This window comes from Ferroplasma acidiphilum, assembly GCF_002078355.1.
Lineage (GTDB): Archaea > Thermoplasmatota > Thermoplasmata > Thermoplasmatales > Thermoplasmataceae > Ferroplasma > Ferroplasma acidiphilum.
Window position 1 is genome coordinate 749360 of the sequence record NZ_CP015363.1, and the last position, 22249, is coordinate 771608.

General features: G+C 38.4%; 16 protein-coding genes and 1 tRNA gene. 12 read left to right on the forward strand and 5 right to left on the reverse strand.

Going from position 1 to position 22249, the window contains the following annotated elements; all coding sequences use genetic code 11:
* The first annotated feature begins 25 nt into the window (after positions 1-25).
* Entirely contained in the window at positions 26-871 is an 846-nt protein-coding gene (locus fad_RS03880; protein WP_019841797.1) for a CBS domain-containing protein, read from the forward strand.
* Between the two features lies 1 nt (position 872).
* Positions 873-2297 carry a glycine--tRNA ligase gene (locus tag fad_RS03885; RefSeq protein WP_081141979.1) on the forward strand — a complete coding sequence of 475 codons (1425 nt, stop codon included), beginning with the start codon at positions 873-875 and terminating at the stop codon, positions 2295-2297.
* A 5-nt stretch (positions 2298-2302) separates the two neighbouring features.
* On the opposite strand, the gene fad_RS03890 is transcribed toward fad_RS03885, so the two are convergent.
* Positions 2303-3265 (reverse strand): S1C family serine protease, encoded by a 963-nt coding sequence (locus tag fad_RS03890; RefSeq protein ID WP_081141981.1) that lies wholly within the window; start codon positions 3263-3265, stop codon positions 2303-2305.
* A gap of 66 nt (positions 3266-3331) precedes the next feature.
* Between fad_RS03890 and fad_RS03895 the strand changes: the two genes are divergently transcribed.
* Positions 3332-3655 (forward strand): winged helix-turn-helix transcriptional regulator, encoded by a 324-nt coding sequence (locus tag fad_RS03895; protein ID WP_155951104.1) that lies wholly within the window; start codon positions 3332-3334, stop codon positions 3653-3655.
* Positions 3656-3717: 62 nt separating this feature from the next.
* Here the strand turns inward: fad_RS03895 and fad_RS03900 are convergent, their stop codons facing one another.
* The gene (locus fad_RS03900) at positions 3718-4677 is read right to left on the reverse strand and encodes an asparagine synthetase A (protein WP_009887893.1); all 960 of its coding nucleotides are present in this window, start codon (positions 4675-4677) and stop codon (positions 3718-3720) included.
* Between the two features lie 93 nt (positions 4678-4770).
* Between fad_RS03900 and fad_RS03905 the strand changes: the two genes are divergently transcribed.
* Together fad_RS03905 and fad_RS03910 are read left to right on the forward strand one after the other, a co-directional pair.
* Positions 4771-5214 carry an Lrp/AsnC family transcriptional regulator gene (locus fad_RS03905; protein ID WP_081141985.1) on the forward strand — a complete coding sequence of 148 codons (444 nt, stop codon included), beginning with the start codon at positions 4771-4773 and terminating at the stop codon, positions 5212-5214.
* 22 nt (positions 5215-5236) lie between these two features.
* A tRNA-Ser gene (locus fad_RS03910) sits at positions 5237-5320 on the forward strand.
* Here fad_RS03910 and fad_RS03915 read toward each other — a convergent pair.
* Positions 5302-9126, reverse strand: coding sequence for a DUF4011 domain-containing protein (locus fad_RS03915; RefSeq protein WP_081141987.1), 3825 nt, complete (start codon positions 9124-9126; stop codon positions 5302-5304). The two genes, fad_RS03910 and fad_RS03915, sit on opposite strands and share 19 nt — an antisense overlap.
* Before the next feature lie 312 nt (positions 9127-9438).
* A complete protein-coding gene (locus fad_RS03920; RefSeq protein ID WP_009887896.1) occupies positions 9439-10641 on the reverse strand; it encodes an MFS transporter in 1203 nt (400 codons plus the stop codon).
* A 435-nt stretch (positions 10642-11076) separates the two neighbouring features.
* On the opposite strand from fad_RS03920, the gene fad_RS03925 reads away from it, so the two are divergent.
* The 6 genes from fad_RS03925 (at position 11077) to fad_RS03950 (ending at position 18780) form a co-directional block, all read left to right on the forward strand.
* The gene (locus tag fad_RS03925; RefSeq protein WP_423782681.1) at positions 11077-11970 is read left to right on the forward strand and encodes an IS256 family transposase; all 894 of its coding nucleotides are present in this window, start codon (positions 11077-11079) and stop codon (positions 11968-11970) included.
* Between the two features lie 369 nt (positions 11971-12339).
* Positions 12340-13305 carry a cobalt-precorrin 5A hydrolase gene (locus fad_RS03930; RefSeq protein ID WP_206599889.1) on the forward strand — a complete coding sequence of 322 codons (966 nt, stop codon included), beginning with the start codon at positions 12340-12342 and terminating at the stop codon, positions 13303-13305.
* On the forward strand, positions 13295-14656 hold the full coding sequence (locus fad_RS03935) for a cobyrinate a,c-diamide synthase (protein ID WP_009887899.1): 1362 nt from the start codon (positions 13295-13297) through the stop codon (positions 14654-14656). The genes fad_RS03930 and fad_RS03935 overlap by 11 nt, the downstream gene beginning before the upstream one ends.
* Before the next feature lie 24 nt (positions 14657-14680).
* Positions 14681-15781, forward strand: a complete 1101-nt coding sequence (locus fad_RS03940; RefSeq protein WP_081141989.1) for an alkaline phosphatase family protein — start codon at positions 14681-14683, stop codon at positions 15779-15781.
* Positions 15782-15886: 105 nt separating this feature from the next.
* Positions 15887-17320, forward strand: coding sequence for an MFS transporter (locus fad_RS03945; protein ID WP_081141991.1), 1434 nt, complete (start codon positions 15887-15889; stop codon positions 17318-17320).
* Between the two features lie 44 nt (positions 17321-17364).
* Positions 17365-18780 carry an APC family permease gene (locus tag fad_RS03950; protein WP_081141993.1) on the forward strand — a complete coding sequence of 472 codons (1416 nt, stop codon included), beginning with the start codon at positions 17365-17367 and terminating at the stop codon, positions 18778-18780.
* Positions 18781-18899: 119 nt separating this feature from the next.
* Here the strand turns inward: fad_RS03950 and fad_RS03955 are convergent, their stop codons facing one another.
* Positions 18900-20114 carry an MDR family MFS transporter gene (locus fad_RS03955; protein ID WP_009887903.1) on the reverse strand — a complete coding sequence of 405 codons (1215 nt, stop codon included), beginning with the start codon at positions 20112-20114 and terminating at the stop codon, positions 18900-18902.
* A 380-nt stretch (positions 20115-20494) separates the two neighbouring features.
* Between fad_RS03955 and fad_RS03960 the strand changes: the two genes are divergently transcribed.
* Complete coding sequence (locus fad_RS03960) at positions 20495-22219, forward strand: APC family permease (RefSeq protein ID WP_048074242.1); 1725 nt, start codon at positions 20495-20497, stop codon at positions 22217-22219.
* Positions 22220-22249: the final 30 nt, after the last annotated feature.

A 22249-nucleotide genomic window follows, 5' to 3' on the forward strand; every position in this document is an offset into this window, starting at 1 on the left:
ATCTATAAGAAAAACATTACCTCACATGGATTATAAAGTCTCAGACATTATGACAAGAGACCCGCTTTGCTATACTGTTCCCAGTGCAATTTCAGACGTAATACAGGTACTTATTAAAAATAATATAACAGGCATACCGGTAAAGGATAATCAGAATCATTATCAGGGCGTAATAACGAGAAGGGATATTTTTTATAATCCGGATGAGACACAGACAGCACTGGTGATGAGAAAAGCTCCTACTGTCAATGAAAACGATTCCATTAACACAGCAGCCAGGCAGCTTTATACGCAGAAAAAAAGGCATCTTGTAGTGGTTAATGATAAAAATGAAGTCACAGGAATCCTTACTCCGCAGAATTTTTTAAACATTATAAAGGAAAAATACGGGAAAGTAAAGGTTAAGGAGGTTCTGGAATACATATCAGTGCCCATATGGGAGGATACACCTTTATCTGTTGCACTTCTTACTATGAACCTGTCCCAGATTTATTCCTTCCCTGTTGTAAACAGGGGAGGCAAATTCACTGGCCTTGTAACGGACCGTGATATATTTGACAAGGTTAAAATGTACCAGACCATAGAATCCTCGGAATCAGGAATAGCAGATGATGAAGACCCCTGGTCATGGGATGGAATAAAGAATGTGTTTACATATTTTATAGCAAAATCAAATATTACAGTTCCTGACATACCTGTAAAAAAACTTATGGTGGGTTCACCTAAAGTAATTTACCTGGAATCTGACCTGGAGGACGCCGTTAAACTGATGTCAAGCGAAAATTATAACCAGCTACCAGTCCTTACAGGCCATGGTGAGATTTACGGTATGCTATACGATATAGAAATCATGAAAATTTTCAAGGATTAATATGTACGATGATATAGTTGAACTGGCAAAAAGGCGGGGATTTTTCTGGCCATCATTTTCAATATACGGTGGGTTCGCTGGTTTTTATGATTATGGCCCCCTTGGCGTATTATTAAAAGACAATATTATACGTACATGGAAGGAATCCTACATGGAGGATGGGGCAATATTCCTTGATTCGCCGAATATAACTCCTGAACCTGTCTTCAGGGCATCCGGGCATCTTGCAAGATTTTCAGATCTGGCTGCTGAATGTGAAAAGTGCAAGAGCAAATTTAAATTTGAATCAGTGCTGGCATTCAATAAACAGGATATTATCCCGGCGAATCTTGAGGAAGCAAAGAAAATCGCATCCGATACCTATCTCAAATGCCCTGTATGCGGGAGCCGCATAACAAACATTTATGATTTTAACCTTATGTACAAAGTATCTGGCGATTATTATCTGAGGCCGGAAACTGCACAGGGAATATTTGTAAATTTTAAATTGCTTTTCAATTATAACAGAGGCAAACTTCCAATGATAGTAGGACAGGCAGGGAAAGGCTTCAGAAATGAAATTTCGCCCAGGCAAAGCCTTATCCGGCTCAGGGAATTTAACCAGTGTGAAATCGAGGTTTTTCTTGACCCTGAAAACCTTGAGTTTAAAAGCCTCTACGATTATAAAAAAATTAAAATAAAGCCAAATACCGGAGAGGAGCTGGATATTACTGTAAAAGAAGCATTTGAGAGAGGATTGATCAGCAGCCAGGCATTTGCATATTTTGTACTTAAAACCCAGAACATACTTGAAAATATCGGCATTGAAAGCAGCAAACTGAGATTCAGGCAACATGATCCAGATGAAAGGGCGCACTATGCTTCTGATTCATGGGATGCTGAAGGGTTAATAGACAATGAATGGTTCGAAATTGTAGGGATTGCAAACAGGACAGATTTCGATTTGAACAACCACCAGTCAAGTTCCGGTGAGACCATGACAACAAAAATAGAGGAAAGAGAATTCATTCCATATGTCATAGAGCCGTCATACGGGATAGACAGGATTCTTCTCACACTGATGGCACAGTCACTTGAAACCAGGGATGGAAAGAATGTCCTTAAAATCCCTTATCCTGTAGCCCCATATCATTTTGCAGTGTTTCCACTGATGAAAAAAGAAAATTTGAAGGAAAAGGCAGAATATATTTATGAAAATATGAAAAAACAGGATAAATATATAGTATACGATGAGGCGGGCACAATAGGAAAAAGATATGCAAGGCAGGATGAGATTGGAACCCCATACTGCATAACCGTTGATTACCAGACACTTGAAGACAATACAGTAACGGTAAGGTCAAGGGATACGGCAGAACAAAAAAGAATAAAAATAGAAGAACTGCTGGATCTGGATTTTATAAATTCATATATTTATAAAAAATAAAATTTTTATGCATCCAGTATTTCTATACGTTTTTTAGTTTCCTTCTTATATTCTATGGTTGTCCTGTATTTTGACCCTCCACGGATGAATATAACATCTGTGTTGCCTTTCATCTCAGCTACACCTTTAATAAGGTCTCTCATAGATTTTACGGGTGTTCCGGCAAATTCTGTAATCACATCCCCTGGCCTCAACCCGGCATCGTAAGCAGGTGAATATCTGTCTATTCTTGCAACCATAACACCATTTTCCAGTTTGACGCCATATCTCCCTTGAGACGATTCATTGATCTCAATTCCAGAGATGCCTATATAATTCCTTTTAACTTTGCCGGTATTTATTATATCATTCAGTTCCTTTTTAATGGTGTTTACCGGAATGGAAAATCCTATTCCATTTGCCTGTGCTATCATTGCCGTATTTATTCCAACAGCTTTGCCTGTTAAGTCTACCAGAGGGCCTCCACTGTTTCCTGGATTTATTGCAGCATCTGTTTGCAATAGCCCTTCAAATATGAAGTCTGCCCATGGCATTGGCCTGTTTTTGGCACTTATTACGCCCATTGATACAGTATGCCCGCCGGGAAGCCCCAGCGCATTGCCTATAGCCAGTACTATTGAACCTACCCTTATCTTTTCAGAGTCTCCAAGTTCTATTACGGGAAAGTCATCTCCCGGGATTTTCACAAGTGCCACATCGGTCTGGGGGTCTGTTCCGGCTATTTCCCCCTTGAATTTTCTTCCGTCATTGAGTACCACATCAACGGTTTCGGCTCCTTCAATAACGTGGTTGTTTGTAAGTATATACCCATCATGGCTGATAATAAAGCCTGACCCTGCTCCCTTCACAGGTGTTATGCCATAGCCAAAATTGCCGCTGTAGATTGTGCTGTTTATGCTTACCACAGCCCTGCTTGCTTTTTCTGCTATCTCTACTGTGTTGTTGTTTAATTCTTCTATGTTGTTCATGATATGTTAATTATATTCAAGTTTAAATATTAGAAAGTATTATTAAAACGATCAGGTGAAGTTGAATTGACCTACTTGGAATTAAAGGAGATTGGTTCAGGAAAAGAATTCCTGGATAAATATTCTGACATTATGCGCATGTGGACAGTACCTATTATGCTGGCTATAGAAAGGCACGGGGAAGCTGGTTTTAACCAGATTAAAAAGGATGTTAAGGGCATAAATTCCACAACACTCTCAACTACCCTGGGAATGCTGGAAAAGTATGGCCTGCTGGAGAGAGTTATAATACCGGCAAAACCTGTGCGTGTAAAATACTCATTGACAGATAAGGGAAAGGAATTGTATAAAATATCATTAAACCTTGCAACGCTTATAGACGATCTTTGATTGAATATTTTTAAAATTTTATTCTTTTAATATAGATAAATTAAAAAATAAATATTGTGTTTCTACAGGGAAATTCTTCCTGGAACCTTTGGAAATGTTGTAACATCCTCTATTTTTTCAACGCCACAGACGAACCTGGTGAACCTTTCTATGCCAATTCCAAATCCGGCTGTATATTTTATGCCCTGTTTTGCAAGCTCGATAAACCATTTAAACTGCTCCTCTGTCTGCCCTTTCTTCTGGATTCTATCCAGTATCTGTGACAATTCGTATTCCCTTTCACCACCGGAAGATGCCTCCTCAAACCCTTCAGGCCATATAAGGTCCATATCTCTCAATATTCCCGGCTTTTCAGGATATTCACGGTCGTAGAATTCCCTCTCTTTCAATGGGATATCTACAACCCATACAGGCGTGCTGCTCTCCTTTGATAATGGTGTTTCAAATCCTTTTCCATATTTCTTTTCCGCTTCCTCGAATGTTATCACAGGGAATGGCTTTGCATAATCTGGCAGTGTTCTGTGGAAGTATTCCAGCTCTTCCTTATGTTCTTTCTTCAACCTTGATATTGTATATATTATCATATCCTCTGCAAGTGACATCATCTCCTCTCTTGATTTCTCTAGGGCCTCAACATCAATCTGGGTAAATTCATAGAGGTGCCGCCCGGATTTTGATTTTTCCTCTGTTTCAAGCCTTACGTTTGGTGACATGATAAAAATTTTTTTAAGTTCCTGGACAGCTATCTGCTTATGGAATATCATGCTCTGGGTAATCCACATATCGCCGCCGTAAGCATGGATTTTCGGGTCATAAACCGGATGGTTCAGTGGGTCTGTCAATGGAGAAATAATAATCGGTGCAATTTCAATATATCCTGCTTCCCTCAGGAAATCTGTCACATATGACCGTATATAGCTCTGTACTTTTATTGCATGCTGCACACGCTTATCAGAAAGGTGTTGCATTGATCTTGTAATTTCTTCCTTTACATACTCTTCATTTTTGTTTATCGTTTCCATAACATATTAATTAAATCACAATTTATAAACATTTTACATGGTTTTCCGTGTTTAAAACAAATCTTTTATATACTGCTATATCATTTTGCCTTAATGTTAGAGAATATCGATAAAAAGGACATGAAAATAATTGAATATTTGAAGGAACACGGCAGGGATAAAAGTTCTGATATTTCCAACGCACTTCAAATTCCCCGTGCTACTATTTTCGAGAGGATGGAACGCCTGAGGAAGGACGGCTTTATTAAAAAGTATACAGTTGACCTTAATTATGACAAACTCGGGTATTCTGTTATGTCATATATTATGATACAGTATAACCCCAAAGCATCCATAGACCAGAGGACACTGTGTTTAAATTTATCAAAAATGGACAATGTCATATCGGCCTCAATTGTAACCGGTGACTGGGATATAGTGCTGCTTACCGCACAGAAATCAATGAGGGATCTATCAAAATTTGTGCTTGAACAGCTAAGGACAATGGATGGGATAGAGAAAAGTGTAACCATTCCATTATTCGAAAGGGTATTATAAGAAAAATCTATTAAGGGTTAAAGCTGGGATAGCCTAGCCTGGTAAGACGCAGGTCTGGAAAACCTGTGCACGTAAGTGCCCGGGAGTTCAAATCTCCCTCCCAGCGCTTTTTGCATTTTCGCCATTTCCAAGCCTACCAACCGAGTTAATTAAATCATGCAATACTTTTTCAGGGTTTTTCATATAGTCAATAGACCATATACGGTACAGGTTCCATCCCCTGTCTGTAAGGATTTTCTTCCTTATGCGCTCACGCTCCGATGCGGTTTTCATACTATTGTATATTTTTCCATCCGTCTCTATGCCAAGTATGTAATGGTCCTGATCATCCGGGTCTATAATGGCCAGTGGTATATTGTTCCTTGAATAACCTACATTTTTAGCTACTTTGAATCCTTCCTGCTCCAATTTCAATGCAATATCGTTTATAATTGCATCATTATTCTTGAATTCTTCAAGATGCTCATTGTTTCCCTCATTTTTTGCATAAATCATGTACTGCTTCAAAAGGTCAGGGCCTTTGCCAGAATTTGCCGGAACCCTTATATCTTCAGGATCCATGGACGACACAACTATGAATTTTTTCCGTGCCCTTGTTATGGCCACGTTCAGCCGTTTTTCACCCCCAGTCGTATTGATGGGGCCAAAATTCATTGTTATTTTTCCATTTTCATCCCTTCCATAGCCGGTACTGAGTATAATGACATCCTTTTCATCTCCCTGCACATTTTCCAGATTTTTTATGAAAATTGTATCATTATTAAGAAGTTCAGCCAGAACCGGGTCGTGGCGCGAATAGGAATTTAATGTATCCTCCACGGCAACTCTCTGTGATTCGCTGAGTGTAACGACGCCGATGGAATCTGTATTTGAAAGTTCCTCTTTTATTACCCTTACAACCTCATTCGCCTCGGCTTTGTTTGTCTTGCTTTTGCCTCTGGTATACACTCCCTCAACCCGGACAAACTGTATTCCAGACTCCTTTGACTTTCTATAGGAAGAAGGAAATGTCTCAAGCAAATTATCATAGAAATACCTGTTGGAGAAAGCTATCAAACGGTCATCGACGCTTCTGTAATGCCATTTGAGCCATATTTTGGAGAGCCCTATGGCATCGAACTGGTCAAGTATATTATCAAGAACCACATAGTCATCTTCATACTTTGATGGATTAACATACTCAAAAAATGTGGTGGGTGGCAACTGCTGCGTATCCCCGGATATTATTGCCTGTTTTGCCCTTATGAGGGAACCAACAGCATCCGGCGGGGTGAGCTGGGATGCTTCGTCAAATATAAGCAAATCAAAGCTCGCATCATTTTCCAGATAAGCAGCAACATTATCCGGGCTCATCATAATGCATGGCTTCAATCCGGGCAGTATATCTTTTAATTCCGAAAATAAAACTTTTAACGGTTTTTGAAGCCTTTTTTTGGCATTTTCAGTTTTGATCACCATGGCTGACCCCGGATATCTGGAAAGTGCTTCTTTCCTCCGGGCTGATAACTCAACAACAAGGTTTGCACTGTTTATTTCTATTCTCTTCCGATCAAAATCTATAAACATGCCTATGAGCCTTTCGTGTGAAGATGCTCTGAAATTCTTTAATTCGGGATCATTTCTTACATAATAGGTGGCGAATTCATGGTTAAAAATGTACCTGAAGGAATGGAGAATAGAATTCATGTGCACCCTTGTATTTAAAAGTGGGGCAATATCAATTCCGGAAGTTTTTACCCCCTCGTATAGTTCCCTGAATTTAACATACCTGTCAATATCAAAGGAGGAAGCCGCATCAATTGCCTGCCGCATCTGTTCCATGGTGGCTGTGTTTAATCCACTGTAGGACGGGAATATATCCGAGAGGTAATTTATTCCATCTATGAGTGAGCTGTGAATTGATTTTATGTCCTCAATATATTCTGGGTCAACAGGATGGGATATAAGCTCTCTCAGGCCATCCTTCAATGCATTTTCCGGAAATATTGAAATTAATTTTCTGGCATACCTTATTTTTTCTGATACATTGGAAGCGCCAATATCTCTGGACGAAATTTCTTTTTCTACAACGGAGAGTTCATCCTGTTTTGCCTTTATTTTTAATGCAAATGTAATGTCTTCCAATATCTCTTCGTATTGTTTCCTGGACTTGTCCTCTGTATTTTCCATGATTTCATTCAGGAGTTTTTTGTATTCTCCTGAATGTCTTTTCCATCTTGATGAATAGGTTTCCTCCATGTCCTTCCTGATGGAATTCAGGTTCATGTCCAGAAATTGCTTTTTCCTTTTTTTCAGGAATATCCCCATCATGTAATCCAGTTCAGACCTGATTTTTTCCCCGGAATCCAGCAAGGCAGCAGTTTCTTTAATGAAATCCGGGTTCGTATATGCTTCATCCAGGGTTATTCCAGCGTTAAGGACATTTACGAATCTGTATAGCATATTGATATCTTCCATTGACTGTATATCTACCCCAGTTGTGGTGAGTATAGCTGGAGCTATTTCTTCAATTCGATCCAGCGCGTTCTGAATTAACTCCAATCCTCTGTAGTAATGCTCGGGGTCTTCACGGTATCTGTCAAGCCTGAAATTCTCAGGTATCTTGCCATAATTTTCTATGATGTCAAGGTAATCGTTGAATTCGGAAATTTGGAACTCGAGGGAATCAAGTTCTTCACCTGTAAGGTCAAGAAGGCGCCTGTCTATTTTTATATCCAGATTTCCCTTATTTTTGAGCTCTATCTGGCATGCGTCATAGATGGACCGCCCGAGCTTTCCTCTTTTTTCATGTATTGCACGTACATAGGAATTCAGTGTTCCTGAATACCTGTCTGTTGGCACAAGGGTTCTCTGGGCATGTGTGTCATTTTCCACCGAACGGTGAAGTGATTTAATTATTTCGGATTTAGGGGTATTTCCATGAAAATTTAAAATGAAATCCCCCAGGCCAACCTCTTCCAGCCTCCTTTTTACCACTTCAATAGCTGCATTTTTCTCACTAACAAATAATACGCTTTTATTATTTTTCATTGAATCCGCTATGATATTCGCAATGGTCTGGCTCTTGCCTGTTCCAGGAGGGCCGTTAAGAATAAAACTCGAGCCGCTTCTGGCTGCATATATAGCCATAAGCTGGCTTGAATCGGCATCCATAACTGTATTGATATTATAATCTATTTCAGCCGGCATTTTATCGTTAAGTTTCTTAATTACCTCAAAGTCCCCGGCGAGTGCTCTTGTCAGGTCGTTCTTTTTTATTGCGTCGTGGTTTCCTTTAATATCATTATAAATGGTGTTATTTGTGAATGAGACTATACCAAGATAGGAATTCCTCCCAACTGTCCATTTAGAATCCTTTACCGTGAGCCTGAAAGTTTTGATTGCTTCAGACAGGTTAAGGTTATCATCAAAGTTGAAATCAAACTTTATACCGAACTGTTCCAGTTTTTCCCTGAGAACCGGATTAAAAAATATATCGCCTTCCATGGATTCTATTGAATAGTTATTATACATTTTCCTGTTAAGCGTGACAGGGACAAAGAAAAGCTGTGTTTCCACCTCTTTACCATTTTCATCGCTCCATTTGAGGACACCGAATGATATATACAGTACATTTGAACCGTGTTCCTTTAATGACGCATTAGCCTGGTAAAACAAATTACCTAAAGATTTCGATATATCTTCATTCTTCGAAAATATGAGCTCGTCTTTCTTCCTGTTTTCCTCTGCGCCTGAGAGGTGTATTTTCATTTTTTTGTCCTTGTTAACAAGGTCATCAAAGAGGAATAACATTGATGGCGTAGTTATTTTAAGAAATGATTCTGGATTAAAATAAAGCAGCCTGTTGTTTTTTGATGTGTCTATAACATCTTTTTCCCATTTTTTAATACTCTCGTCTATATCTATATCCATTAAAGGTCTTATCTTAATAAAGAAAAGTATATATTAATTTTCGTGTGCTATTGTCAAATCAGTTTTTACTTAAAAAATAGAATATTTTTCCCAGAATATCACGGGGATTTTTATAAAAAAAGACTCACAAAATCAAAATATGTCAGCTTATCTGTTCAGATTTCAGTTTCTAATAGATATTATTAAATTGAACATTCCTCAGGCCTTTGTTATCTGTATAAATGATTCATATTCATATGCGGAGTTTATGTATCTATGGGACTATTGTTTTTAAAGGTGGCTTTAACTTATCTGAGAAACTATAATCCCGATTCAGGCTTCCGGATAATCTATATTGACCTTAGCCGTCTCAATTCCATAGTGGTGCCATACTATAGCTGCTATGAATCCAAGTAGCCACAGGCCTACATTTATGATTATAAACACTCTAATTGAGACATTGCTTGTAAGATACACAAGCAAGGGATATACAATCATAGGTGCAAGCCTTACGGTACCCATAAAAATTCCACGTATCCGTGTTGGCGAGAGTTCTGGCTCCAGGGTAGTTCTTGAAGCCCAGGCAAATTCACTCATCATCATATTAAAAAACAGAAGCGGGTAGAATATCAAAACGTTATTGAGAAGTGGAATAACGAGGAAAATAGCAACAGTTGATATAAACCCAAGCCCGTATGAATATAATGTGTATTTTTTCCTTCCCCTTGTGATAAGCGGTGCAGCAATAAATCCTGCAACAGAGGCACCTAGAAGTGCAACGAATATAATCATGTCGTCCGTAAAAACTCCGGGGAATTCATACGGCCCTATTATATATGCCATAAGCCCGAACGTTGTATACTGTGAGATTGCCATAGCCATAAGCACGGAAAGGGTCAATGTGTAGGATGGTTTTTTAACAGTTTCCCCGGCAGAATCTATATAAAGGCTGGATCTGGTTTTTATTGAATTTTCGACTTTTCCATGGATATTTTCCCATTTGAACGATTCCGGCAAGGATAGCCGGGAAAATATCATTACAATAATCAGAAAAGATGCCGCTAAAAGCAGTACAACCCTATCTGCAAAGGAAGTTACCAGAACCAGGAAAAGCCCTGCAATTATGGCACTTCCAATATTGTCAAAATCAGATATTATTGTTAGCCATTTTGCTCTCTGGGATATTGGGGAATCCTCAGAAACGAGGGAAAGGGAAGGAATTTCTTCTCCACCAACCCCGAATTCAGCAAGCATAAGCCCTATAATAAGAGGGATAAATGTATAGCTTAAAGATATTATTACAATGCCGATGCCATACATAATCATGGTGATTAAAAAAATCTTCTTTCTTCCAATACGATCTGTGAGTATCCCCATTGTAAAGTTTCCGAAGGGCACAAACAATGGGCCTATGAGAAGAACAAGAACCTTATAACTATGTGGAAGAACACCTATGATGGAACCAGCCGCAGCCAGTGGCCCCAATGTAGCGACTATGCCCCAGAAAGTAAGTCCGGATGCGCTTGACATTAACATGAAGCGCTGCTTCGAACTTAGCGTATTATACACCTTTCATTTATAAACTGTTTATTCGTATCCATCTCCCTCCGCCGGTATTGTCCGGATCAGGTTGCACGGGTCGATCCTTATCCTCTCAGCATTTTAGCTCCCCGGTATAACTCTATTTTTAGAAAATATAAATATTTATCCATTGATACTAGGGTAATTATATTCCATTAACTAATTATTTTTTATACCATTTTATAGTATATAGGTTGTGTATGTAATTTTGTGTAAATATAAACCCCCTGTTATCAATGAATTTAATCATTAAATAACAGGGAAGGATACCTCTTTTGATCAGGGAGGTAATAAAATATGGAAAATACACATATAAACATATCGGCTCTTGATAATGTAGATATAGATAAAATACTGAAGCAAACAATAAAAGAGAAAATAGAGAAATTAATGGAAATAGAGTTAAATGCATATTTAGAGGAGAATCCAGGAGTAAAGAATGGAAAATATAAGAGAGACCTAAAAACAAAGTATGGTGAAATAAAACAATTAAATATCCCAAGGGACAGGGATAGCAATTTCCATACACAGGTAATAGAACCATATAACAGGTCTATAGGAATGGAAGATCTTATAGTATCAATGTATTCCAATGGCATATCTACAAGGAGAATAGCAGGTATACTTGAAGATATTTTAGGAAATAAATATTCTAAATCCACAGTATCAAGAATAACAGATTTAACCATGGAAGAGGTTTATAAGTTTATTAACAGGCCACTGGATAAAAGGTATATAGCAGTATTTTTAGATGGTTTATTCTTCTATTTAAGAAGGGGGAATGTAGATAAAGAACCCGTAATATTTGCATTAGGAATTAAAGAAACAGGAGAGTATGAGTTATTAGGATTCTATTTAACAGTTAAAGAATCACATAATGCATATAAGGATGTACTGGAAGACCTCTATAATAGAGGATTAAAGGAGCCATTGTTAATTGTAGCAGATGGAATAAAGAATTTAGATGAAGAAGTAATGGAAATATATCCCGGATCAGAGTTCCAGCTATGTACAATACACTATGCAAGAGGATTAAAATCCAATGTAAGGGAGAAAGATATTGAGGAAATAACTATAGACGCAAATAAGATGTTTAAATGTGATAATAAGGAAGAAGCTATAATAAGATTCAATGATTTTAAATACAAATGGGAGAATAAGTATAGTGCGCCCCACTTACATTTGGACACTTTGAATGATATAGTTAGATTAATGAAATCCTTTATTTTACTATATCTACATAGGCAAACACTATCATCATATTTTTGCAGTATATCCTTGTGATTTTTACTGGGTTGCCAGATATTTTAAGTTCCTAGAATGGTTAACCTGCATATTCTATATATGGCAATAATCATTAATATAGCAGACTCTTAGGATATTGTCATATCTTTATATATTCTCAATGATAACTGTCCTAAATTAAGTGGTGCAGATCACCTTTATAAATACACAGAATTCTGGACACAATCAAACAATTCTCAATTTCAGGTAATCATATACAAATATATGAAATTATGAAGCAATTCCGTTTTAAGGAAAATTCCATTATTACCCTTATTTATACATCGGGCTATAATTACCATGGGATACAGCATAAATATATTATAATATATTTAATAATCCCCAATGGAAAAATACGGGTTGGCAATTGTGGCAATCACTGAAAATGGCCTGGAAATTAGCAGGAAGATTTCAGAGAGTTTTCCGGCAGATATTTTTGCAAGCCAGAGATTCCAGCCTGAAAATAAAGTAAAGATATTTGTTTCATTGAAAGAAACAATAAAGGAGTTATTCACCGGTTATGAAACTATAATATTTATAATGGCACTGGGCGCGGTTGTCCGCCTTATAAGCCCATATATCAAAAATAAATTTGAGGATCCCTGTATAATTGTCATAGATGACGGGGGTAAATTTGTTATTCCGGTTATCGGGGGGCATCATGGTTCAAATGAACTTTCAAAGGGTATTGCAGGAATATTGAATGCTTCAGCGGTGATAACCACTGCTTCCGATGTAAATGGAGTTCCATCACTGGAAATGCTGGCGAAAAAATATTCAATGTCTATAAAAAATACTCAAAATCTCCCTGCGGTTTCCATGGATCTGATAGACGGCCTTCCAGTACAGGTAACAAATAATACAAATATTGTGATACCTGAATTGAATAATTCAGGCAGTGGTAAAAGGATAACAGTTTCCTATGAAATAGAGGATAATAAATATGGAATAATATTGATTCCAAAAGTGCTTGATGTTGGTATCGGCTTTTCCACAGATGCCACGTATACTGATATGAAAAACGCTATAGAATCAGTTTTCAGGAAGTACAGTCTCTATCTTGAAGCAATAAGGTCCATTTCAACCATTACAATTAAAGAAGGGAATACAGACCTTAAAGTGCTTGCTGGAGATTTAAATTGTATGCTCAATTATTATCCACCGGAAAAACTCAATGAAAATTCAGTAACCCGGTCTGCGGCAGTTTACAGGGCAACAGGCGCATACTCTGTTAGCAACGCATCTGCAAGGATATCCTCATCAGGCGGTAAAGAGCTTGTATCAAAGGAAATTATTAATAACACAACAATATCGGTGTTTTTGCATGGGCATTAAGGGATTGATGATAGCTGCACCTTCCAGTGGTACGGGCAAAACTACAGTGTCAATTGGAATCATGAAGGCATTAACCGATATGGGGCTGAAAGTACAGCCATTCAAGGTTGGCCCGGATTATATAGATACAGGATTCCATTACTTTGCTTCAGGAAATGAATCACATAACCTTGACAGTGTCATGGGAAGCAACAATACCGTGAAGGAAATATACTATCATAATTCAGAAGGAAAGGACATATCAATTATTGAAGGAGTCATGGGCCTATTTGATGGAAAGGCAGGCAATTCACTGAAAGGCAGTTCCTTCGAGATATCACGCATTCTGGGAATTCCCATTGTAATGGTAATAGATATTTCAGCTTCAGGAAGAAGTGCAGCCGCAGTGGTAAAAGGGTTCAGGGATTTTGATAAAAGAGCCCTCCTGAAAGGGGTTATCCTCAACAGGGCAGGTTCGGATTACCACTGTAGCATGGTAAAGGAGGCAATTGAAACAACAACCGGGATAAAAGTTCTGGGGTGCATAAAGAGAAATAATGAATTAAAACTCGGTTCCAGATATCTGGGGCTTGTAACCGCTGCTGAAAATCAAATAAACGATGCATATTTAAAAAATTTATCATCCCTTATAAGAAAAAGTATTGACCTGGAACAGATTGTAAAAATTTCATCTACGGCATCTAAACCATCAAAATATAAGCCAGTTATTTATAATCGCCGGGAGAAGGAAAAGTGCACAATAGGAATAGCATACAATAAGGCATTCACATTTTACTATCCAGAAAATATTGAACTGTTGAAAAAATTTGGTGCGAAAATCATATATTTTGATCCAGTAATTGACAGAAAACTACCACATATGGATGGAATTTACATCGGTGGCGGCTATCCTGAATTATATGCAGGTGAACTCTCTGGCAACAGTGCATTGCTTGCCGAAATTAAAGAAAAAATTGATGATGGCATGCCTGTATTTGCTGAATGCGGGGGTTATATGTACCTATCTGAATCCATAAATTATGGCGATGCTGAATATCCAATGGTCGGGGCAATACCTGCAAGAACACATATGGAGGGATTATCACTGGGATACCGGAAAATATATCCTGCAGCACCGGGAGAAATACTGAAAGAAGGTGAGAAAGCAATGGGGCACGAATTTCATTATTCACGTATAGTTTTCAATAAAAGCCATAGTGAAGCATATAAATTTGAGAATGGGAAATCAGAGGGCTACTCCTCTAAAAACATACTTTCAGGATATGCACATTTATATTTCCCTTCCAACCAGAACGTTCCGAAAAGATTTGTAAAGCAGTGCGTGGAATATAAAAATAAAACCGTGGAATAATATATTAAAAAAACATATGGAAGCATGGATAAAAATTTTATTTTGCCGGAAGAAAAGACACTGGTAAACCTTTCAAGCGATATATTCGGGCATTTTGGATTGCGTACAGAATCGGAGGGCATTGGCCTGAATTATAAAAATAAAAAACTCTGTTTCATATTGCTGGATGGCCTTGGGTGGAATATATACAGGCAAACAGGCATTGAGTTTAAAAATGAGATTAAAGGCACATCAGTTTTTCCTTCAACCACATCAAATGCATTGTCATCATTTTTTCTGAATAAATTTCCAGGGCAACACGGGATTATAGGATATCAGCTGTATATCAAACAGCTGGGCTCTATAGTGAATATACTGGGCTATACTTCATCCGCTGCATATATGCGGGATTCAATGGAAAAGGCATATCCAATGAGCAGCATATTTAATTTTGAGTCTAAGGTAACATCATTAAATCGTGCAGGCTATTCTACCGTTAATATTATTCCGGGGTTTATTAACAAAACATCATTCTCAAATATTTTATATGGAGACAATACAACCGACACATATGCAAATATGGTGCACAGCTTCTATGTCCTTGAAGAAAATTTAAAGCAGGGAAGGGATTTCATTTCCTATTATGCAGCTGATGTTGACCAGATAGCACACAAACTTGGTCCGAACAATCCATATACCATTGAAAACGCGAGGTATATACTTCAGCAGCTTTCTATGATCATGAAAAAATATCCTGAATATGATTATGTTATAACAGCTGACCATGGCCATGTTGAGGTTGGAAATACAATAAATCTCGGCAATGATTCCGGGCTCAGGGACATCTCGATACTCCCACCATATGGAGATTCACGTGCATTATTCCTGGAAAACAGGAAGGATATTAAAGACTATCTGGAAGAGCATTATACCAACCTGGAATTAGTGGAAAAGGGAAGCCAGAATTACTACCAGCTTCTTGGAAAAGTGGATGCAAATACACTGAGCAACCTTCCGGGGGTAATTGGGATTGCTAAAAACAATGACATATACCATTTTCCCCTCAATCAGAGAAAATATACGATGAAGGGTGCACATAGTGGCCTTTTGAAGGAGGAAATGGAGATTCCTGTACTCGTCGTATAAAGTCTTAATATTGAATTTATTTATCAAATTTTTTAATATTGAATACGGATTTGTATTGTTTCGTTTTAAAAAATGTTTATTTATAAATTTTATATATGCAAACATATGTCTGAAATTAAAATGTCTAAGAGATCAATAAATATCACCATTGCATTAATGGCTTTTTCCGGCCTGCTTATCATCTATGTAGAGACTATGATTGTCCCTGCAATTCCTGTATTTATAACATTTTTCCACTCTACCTACAGCAACGTTTCGTGGATACTTACTGCTTATATTATTACAGGTACCGTATCCGCTGCTATTTTCGGGAAGGTGGCTGATATAGTGGGAAAGAAAAAAGTTTTCCTGCTTCTAGGAATAATATATACAATTGCCATATCATTCGGCGGGTTTGCACATACGCTGGATGAGCTCATAGCTGTAAGGGCTGTTCAGGGGATCGGCTTTGGAATGATTCCAATAGCCTTTGCCATAATAAATGACGTTGTTCCAAGGGAAAAACTTGCACTTGCACAGGGAATAATGAGTGCAACTTTTGCAATAGGGTCAGGCATAGGGCTGGTTCTCGGGTCATACATAACAGAAACCCTTGGATGGCAGTGGGATTTCCATACAGCAATACCTGTAGCAATAATTCTCTTAATATTAACGTACATATTCATACGGGAAAACACTGTAACAGGCAAGCAGAAAATCGACTTTGCCGGTGTTTCAATGCTGGGTGCAGGGCTTGTGTTGCTTATATTCGGATTGTCCGAAGGTGAACATTATGGATGGTACTCACATCTTATAATTGGAATGTTTATCCTGGCATTCATCCTCTTCGCGGCATTTACATATTTTGAAAGCCATTACAAATATGCTTTTATAAACATGAAGCTATTGAAGAAAAGGAACATATTTCTTTCCAATATTGTTGGATTATTTGCAATGGCTGCCATGTATTTCCTTTTCTTTACCGTTCCTACGCTTCTGCAGGACCCTTCTCCTATTGGGTTCGGGAAAACCGTGTTCTATTCCGGGCTTATACTGTTCCCGGCAACTATAATGAACATGATCTTTGCTCCGGTTGCTGCCAAAATTATAAAGCACAGAGGCCCCAGGCTATCCATCATTATAGGCCTTTCAGTTGATATTATAGGATTCGGATTGCTGTACTTATACCGGGCAACCATACCGGAAATTCTGCTGGACACCATGTTCGTTGGCGCAGGGATTTCTTTAATGCTGGTAGGAATTATAAACGTACTTTTAACATCCACGCCAAGGGCAAATGCCGGAGAAGCTACAGGAATGAATACGGTATTCAGGGATATTGGGATGTCCATTGCCCCGGCAGTGGGAGGGGCGCTTGAAACAATGTATACAATAAAGGTAACTGTTGGTGTACAGATAATAAATGGTATACCAACGAAAATCCAGCAGGCTTTCCCTGATAGTACGGCTTATAACTATATATATCTAATTGGTGTAGTATTCGTTATCCTCGGATTTATATTTACTGCTTTTATGAAGAAAACTAAAATAGAAAGTTAATTTTCGCCTATAAAGTTTTAAATATAGATGTATCTTAAGCCTCTATGGTTGAAGTGGATCAATTAAAGAGAAATTCACTTGGAGGTTTCAGATTAGTGTGGCAGGCGATGGGTACTCTCTCTGTTGCAGCAGATGCTGCATATTTATTAACTGGAGTAGTAGAATATGCACTGGGGGCCACTCCACTTGCACTGTTGCTTGGCGTTTTTGCATACCTCTTTATTATGAATACCGGTTATCAATTTTCCAAGCATGTGAATTCAGCCGGGTCGTACTATACATTTGCCGGGAAAGGTCTGGGAGGGATAGCCGGAACATTTCAGGCGTGGAATATGGCTTTTTACGGGTTAATTGGATATGGCAGCTTCGGATTTCTGGGGCTTGCAGCTTTTATAACCCTGCTCGACCCTGCTTATAAAGGCATTGTTTTCTGGCTTCCTGTTGCCTTTTTTGCTGCCCTTATATCATTTATTTTCACCCATCGCGGCATGAAGGTATCCACGGATTACCAGATAACAGGAGGCGTGATAGAAGTTGCAGTTCTTCTTATTGGCTCTGCTCTTATAATAATTCATGCAGGAAACCTGAATACTCTGGCTGTCTTTACAACAAAGTATGTTTCAGGTGCATCTCAGCTTCTTTTTGCCATGATTTACTCCATGATTCTTTATTTCGGCACCACTGTTTCTATAACTGCAATGGGAGAAGAGGCAGTATCGCCACAGAAGACAATTAAAAAGGCCCTTATAGGAACAGTAATACTCTCAGGAATAACACTTATCATCGTATCATATGCATTTACAATCGGATGGGGACCATCTGCTATGGCATCATTTGCAACCAGCCCTGACCCCGGTATCATTCTCTTCAGGAAACTCAACCCTGTAATATACATCCTGCTGATTCTGGTTACTGTGAACAGTTTTATGGGATATAATATATCTGTAAGCAATGCGGATTCCAGAATTTTTTACAGTTTTGCAAGGGATGGAATTCTCTTTCTCCCTGAAAGTATAGGGAGGATTCATAAAAAATACAAAACTCCATCAAATGCCGCACTTGCAATATTTGCATTTTCTCTTGTAATTGCAATAATCTTTGGTGTACTATTCGGGCCTGTGAAGGGTGGACTTATGATGCTGCTTATCAATGCCTATGCAGCTTATGTGGAGCACATTATAGCTTCAATATCACTGCCTGTAATGATGAGGCGCATACACAAATTTAAGGTGATTGAGCATTTAATTATTCCTGTTATTGGTATTGTAATTCTCGTTATAATAATGGCAGGCACAGTAATATCGCCAGGTAAATACCCGGAGAATCTTGCCGTTTATATTGGAATTTCATGGATTCCCATTGCCGGGATTTTAACCTTTATTGAGTACAAAATACATCCAGATAAGGTAAGAAATGCAGCTAAAATGTCCATAGAGGAGGAGGCACTGGAACCAAAATAATTGTGACATTATTGCTATGAGGCTAAATACAGGAAATTAATATTAACATCATGTATTAATTTTTTAGATTGTGAATTTCTTATTTTTCTAAAATATATAATGTTATTAATGTTGATAATTCAGGTTTTTGTTCCCCTTGCAATGTATGTATTTCCAGATTTATTGTAGCTTATTGCAAATATTACAATGACAATCGCAGAGAATACGCCAAATATAGCTATGAGAGACCATGTTGCCAGCCCGTTATAATGGAATGTATACATTATATATGTTCCCATGGATGGCCCGAATGCCCGCCCTATGGAATTTACCATTGAGTTAAATCCCATATACCTTCCTGTTTTTCCAGGAGGAGACATTTTTGATATAACAGTATTAATTGTAGGTGTAGTCAGGTTTTCTCCCATTGTTATAATAACCATATCAAACATTAACCCGTATAAATTGGTTGAAAATGCTATTATAAAGTATCCAAGGGCATAAAAAAGTGCCCCGGCTATGAAGGTAATGAGATCCCCGAAACGGGCAAATAGCTGAATTAAGGGATACTGGCCGATAACCACAACCAATCCGTTAATCGCGTAAATATAGCCAAGGTCTGCAACGTTAATTTTTATTGCAATCTCGCTGTACAATGGAAGTGAGACCGAAAACTGTGAGGAAAGCAGTATTATGAAGAAAGTTGCAATACTGAAAATAAACAGGTATTTATCATACACAAGAAACGGGTTTCTCGTTCCTTTTCCTGTTTTAAGCACATTCTGTTTCTTTACAAAAAGAATTATTATAGTCTGCAGGATGCTTGCCACAACTAAAGCATAAAATATGTAAATAATGCCTGTAGAATAAATAAAAGAACCCATCAACGGCCCGACAGCCCATCCCACATTGGACAGTATCCTGTATATTGAATAACCGCCTTCCCTGCTTTCCGGGTTAGTTACATCTGCAATAAGGGCACTGGCCGAAGGGTAAACAAGAGACCCTGAAAATGATGAGAATATAAATAATATAATGGTTAAAGTATAGATGTGGAACAGAAATGTTAGGGCAATGGAAAGGTAAATAAAAATACCGGAAATGCTTCCAAGCATAAGTGTAAATTTTCTGCCCTTCAGATCTGCCAGATACCCTCCCAGGATACTGAATACCATTGACATCAGTGAAAGAAGTGTAAATATGATTCCCACAATGTAAACAGCTAGATGGATATACAGGCTCAGGAAGATGGCCATAAAAGGCCATGAAGCACCCATGCCCAGGGATCGCATCATAGAAGAAAGGCTTACTATGACTACCTGCCTGTTGCGTATATCTGATGAAAATGAAACCATTCCGTGACATTACTAAATATTATAATAATATTATTCCAGGCACGTTAAGGCAATCATGGACTATAGTATAATATGCGGTGAACTACCTCATGGCAAATCATAGAGGCTTCCTGGTATAAGGTTAAACAGAATGTGGAAAACAAGTCCAGCAGCTATAAGGCTTTATCAGGAAATAAAAGGCAGGGTGTAAGGTTAGATTATAAATTATTTCATTAAATGATAGAACTTTTCAAACAATAACCTCACAACATTGTCCATAATAAAACGTTTCGCCTCAACATTTCACCGAGGCCGGAGTTTATATTATGAATAATACTATTGCCGACATATGTCTGGCAGTTACGGGGAAAATATTATATTATGTTTTTCCATACTTTCAAATGCGCGATACTGATAGCCTGCATTCAGGTTCTATATCCAATGATAAAAAATTAAAGAAAGTGCTTACTTCATGGGATTTATATTTCTTAAGCCTTGGCGCTATAATTGGATCAGGATGGCTCTTTGCCGAATCAGCAGCTGCTGGCACAGCTGGCCCTGCTGCTATACTGTCCTGGATAATAGGGGGTGCTATAGTCCTGGTTCTGGTACTTGTATATGCCGAAATAGGTGCAATGATACCCAGAAGTGGATTTATAACAAGATACGGGCATTATTCCCATGGAGGCATTGCAGGGCTTTTTTTTGGATGGGGATATTTTGCGGCAAGGGTTGCAGCACCCGCCCTGGAAGCTGAAGCCGCTATAACATATGCCGGATCATATATAACAAAACCAGCACTCATATACTACGCAAAAAATCCACTTGACCCCTCGTCAAGTGTTACCCTATTATCAGGCTACGGCATTCTTATTGCAGCTGCACTGATAGCGGGTTTTTATTTTCTGAACTATTTTGGCGTAAAGTTAATGGGGAAGACAAACCAGGGCATCACCTGGTGGAAACTCATCATTCCATCAATTACCATAATACTGATGGTTTTCCTGTTATTCCATGCAGGGAACTTTAACAATCCTGCATTAGGTGGATTTCTTCCACATAACAATATTTCATTAGTGTTTGAAGCCATATCAACTGATGGGATAGTCTTTTCATATTTAGGATTCAGGCATACATTGAATTTTGCAGGGGAGGCAAAAAATCCACAGAGGGACATACCGAGGGCATTAATTTATGCTATGCTGACATCTATAGTAGTTTATGTGCTGCTACAGTTTGCCTTCATTTCCGCCATCAACCCATCACTGTTAACTGCATCAGGTGGGTGGCTGGGGCTTTCGTCAGCTTCTGCCGGAACATACGCAAAAAGCATTGATAGCGCTCCTTTTGCATTCCTGGCAAAATCCTCCAGCCTAGCCATTCTGGCTGTGTTAACATACCTTCTCTATGCAGATGCATATATATCACCTGCCGGAACACTTAATATTGCAGCAGGGACCGCTACCCGATCTCTGTATGGCCTGGCAGAAATTGGATATTTTCCCCGTACGTTTGGAAAGGTAAGCAAAAGGACAGGGGTTCCAGTATTTTCATTATTAATAAGCCTTGTTCTGGGTTTAATTTTCCTGGTGCCATTGCCAAGCTGGTATGTGGTTGTTGGCCTTGTTTCCGGTGTGGCAGGCTTTACTTATATACTGGGTGGTTCAACATTAATGGTACTGAGGCGAGAGGCATCTGATCTGAAGAGGCCATTTAAACTGCCATACGCACGTATCCTCTCACCTGTTGCTTTTATAGGTGCTTCCCTGATAGTCTACTGGACCGGGTGGCCAACCGTTGCGTATATCGCTATAATATTATTTGCCGGCTTCGCTGTTTATCTGGTATTCCTTGCATTTCATCATGTTGACAATATATTCACAAAGGAAAATATACAAGGCGGATACTGGGTGCCACTTTTAATAATTGCATTAACTATTCTCTCATACCTTGGTGAATCCAACTTTGGAGGAATAAATCTGTTTCCATTTCCATATGATTTCCTTGTAGTAATGGTGGTATCCCTGATATTTTACTTCCTTTCTGTAAAATCAGGATTCAGGACATCTGAAATTACCGATATGATCGAATCTGGAGAACAGTATATTGATGAATACGCTGAATAGAAATGTAATTTTCAGAAAGCCTTAAATTAA